The sequence below is a fragment of the Actinosynnema sp. genome (assembly GCF_052038725.1).
In genome coordinates, this window is the sequence record NZ_JBQGCX010001033.1 from 1 (window position 1) to 2,650 (window position 2,650).

Below are 2,650 nucleotides of genomic sequence, written 5' to 3' on the forward strand. Positions count from 1 at the left end.
TGTCCGCGGCGGGGCCGGCGGCGACGAGCGCGGGCCCCCCGGCCGGCGGCCCCGTCCTCCTGCTCGGCGCGCTGCTCGCGCCGGGCGTGGGCCGGGCCGCGCCCCTGCTGTCCGGGGGCGGCGCCGACCCCGGCGTGATCCGCAAGGAGCTGGAGCAGCTCAGCCGGTCGCTGCCCGCCGCCAGCGGCTCCTCGGTCTCCGCGCCGCAGTTCTCCCGCGACGCCGTCCGGGTGCTCACCAGGGCCCAGGAGCTCGCCACCGAGATGGGCGACGAGTACGTCTCCACCGAGCACCTGCTCGTCGGGCTCGCCCAGCACGGCGGCCAGGTCGCCGACCTGCTGCGCCGCCACGGCGCGAACCCGGAGGCCCTGCGCGAGGCGTTCGAGAAGGTGCGCGGCTCCGCCCGCGTCACCAGCCCCGACCCCGAGGGCACCTACAAGGCGCTGGAGAAGTACGGCGTCGACCTCACCGCCCGCGCCCGCAGGGGCGAGCTGGACCCGGTGATCGGCCGCGACTCGGAGATCCGCCGAGTCGTCCAGGTGCTCTCCCGGCGCACCAAGAACAACCCGGTGCTGATCGGCGAGCCCGGCGTCGGCAAGACCGCGATCGTGGAGGGCCTCGCCCAGCGCGTCGTGGCCGGTGACGTGCCCGAGTCGCTGCGCGGCAAGCGCGTGGTCTCCCTCGACCTCGGCTCGATGGTCGCGGGCGCCAAGTACCGGGGCGAGTTCGAGGAGCGGCTCAAGGCCGTCCTCAAGGAGATCACCGACTCGGCGGGCCAGGTCATCACCTTCATCGACGAGCTGCACACCATCGTGGGCGCCGGAGCCACCGGAGAATCCGCGATGGACGCGGGCAACATGATCAAGCCCATGCTCGCCCGCGGCGAGCTGCGCCTGGTCGGCGCCACCACCCTGGACGAGTACCGCTCGCACGTGGAGAAGGACCCGGCGCTGGAGCGCCGCTTCCAGCAGGTCCTCGTCGGCGAGCCCTCGGTCGAGGACACCATCGGCATCCTGCGCGGCCTCAAGGAGCGCTACGAGGTGCACCACGGCGTGCGCATCACCGACGCCGCCCTGGTCGCCGCCTCCACCCTGTCCGACCGCTACATCACCGCCCGCTTCCTGCCCGACAAGGCCATCGACCTGGTCGACGAGGCCGCCTCCCGGCTCCGCATGGAGATCGACTCCCGCCCGGTCGAGATCGACGAGGTCGAGCGCGCCGTGCGCCGCCTGGAGATCGAGGAGATGGCGCTGGCCAAGGAGTCCGACGAGGCCTCCCGCGAGCGGCTGGCCGCGCTGCGCGCCGAGCTGGCCGAGCGCCGCGAGTCGCTGGCCGCGCTGACCGCCCGCTGGCAGAACGAGAAGGGCTCCATCGACAAGGTCCGGGTGCTCAAGGAGCAGCTGGAGCAGCTGCGCGGCGAGTCCGAGCGCGCCGAGCGCGACGGCGACCTCGGCAAGGCCTCCGAGCTGCGCTACGGCCGCATCCCCGTGCTGGAGAAGGACTTGGAGGAGGCCACCCGCACCACCCAGGAGGCCGCCGTCATGCTCAAGGAGGAGGTCGGCCCGGACGACGTGGCCGACGTCGTCAGCGCGTGGACCGGCATCCCGGCGGGTCGGATGCTGGAGGGCGAGACCACCAAGCTGCTGCGCATGGAGGACGAGCTGACCGGCCGCGTGGTCGGCCAGGCCGAGGCCGTCCGCGTTGTCTCCGACGCCGTCCGCCGCACCAGGGCGGGCGTGGCCGACCCCGACCGCCCCACCGGCTCGTTCCTGTTCCTCGGCCCCACCGGCGTCGGCAAGACCGAGCTGGCCAAGGCGCTGGCGCAGTTCCTGTTCGACGACGAGCGGGCGATGATCCGCATCGACATGAGCGAGTACTCCGAGAAGCACTCGGTGGCCCGCCTGGTCGGCGCGCCCCCCGGCTACGTCGGCTACGACCAGGGCGGCCAGCTGACCGAGTCGGTCCGCCGCAGGCCCTACTCGGAGGTGCTGCTGGACGAGGAGGAGAAGGCCCACCCGGACGTGTTCGACGTGCTCCTGCACGTGCTCGACGACGGCAGGCTCACCGACGGCCAGGGGCGCACCGTCGACTTCCGCAACACCATCCTGGTGCTCACCTCGAACCTCGGCTCGCACGCGATCGCGGACGTGTCGCTGGACGAGCGCGGGCGCAAGGACGCGGTCATGCAGGTGGTGCGCGGCCACTTCAAGCCCGAGTTCCTCAACCGGCTGGACGACGTCGTGGTGTTCCGCGCGCTCGCGACCGAGGAGCTGACCTCGATCGTGGACATCCAGGTCGCCAAGCTGGCGGCCAGGCTCGCGCAGCGCAGGCTCGCCCTGGAGGTCACCCCGGCCGCCAGGGAGTGGTTGGCGCTCAACGGCTTCGACCCGGTCTACGGCGCCCGCCCGCTGCGCAGGCTGGTCCAGTCCGCCATCGGCGACCAGCTGGCCCGCGAGCTGCTCTCCGGCGAGGTGCGCGACGGCGACGCGGTCCGGGTCGACGTGCTCGACGACGCGACCGGCCTGATCGTCGGCAGGGCCTGACGGGTCACCGGTCCGGGGGTGGGGGCGGGGCCGCCGCCCCCCCCCCCCCCCGAACCAAGCCCCTTAGACAAGACCACACGCCCCACGGAACGTAGGTACCGCCCCCC

1 protein-coding gene is annotated in these 2,650 nt (G+C 73.4%); it reads left to right on the forward strand.

Annotated elements, in window-relative coordinates:
- Positions 1–2,543 (forward strand): ATP-dependent chaperone ClpB (gene clpB, locus ACTUAL_RS21820; RefSeq protein WP_440901549.1); only part of this gene is annotated, 2,543 nt, incomplete at its 5' end.
- Positions 2,544–2,650: the final 107 nt, after the last annotated feature.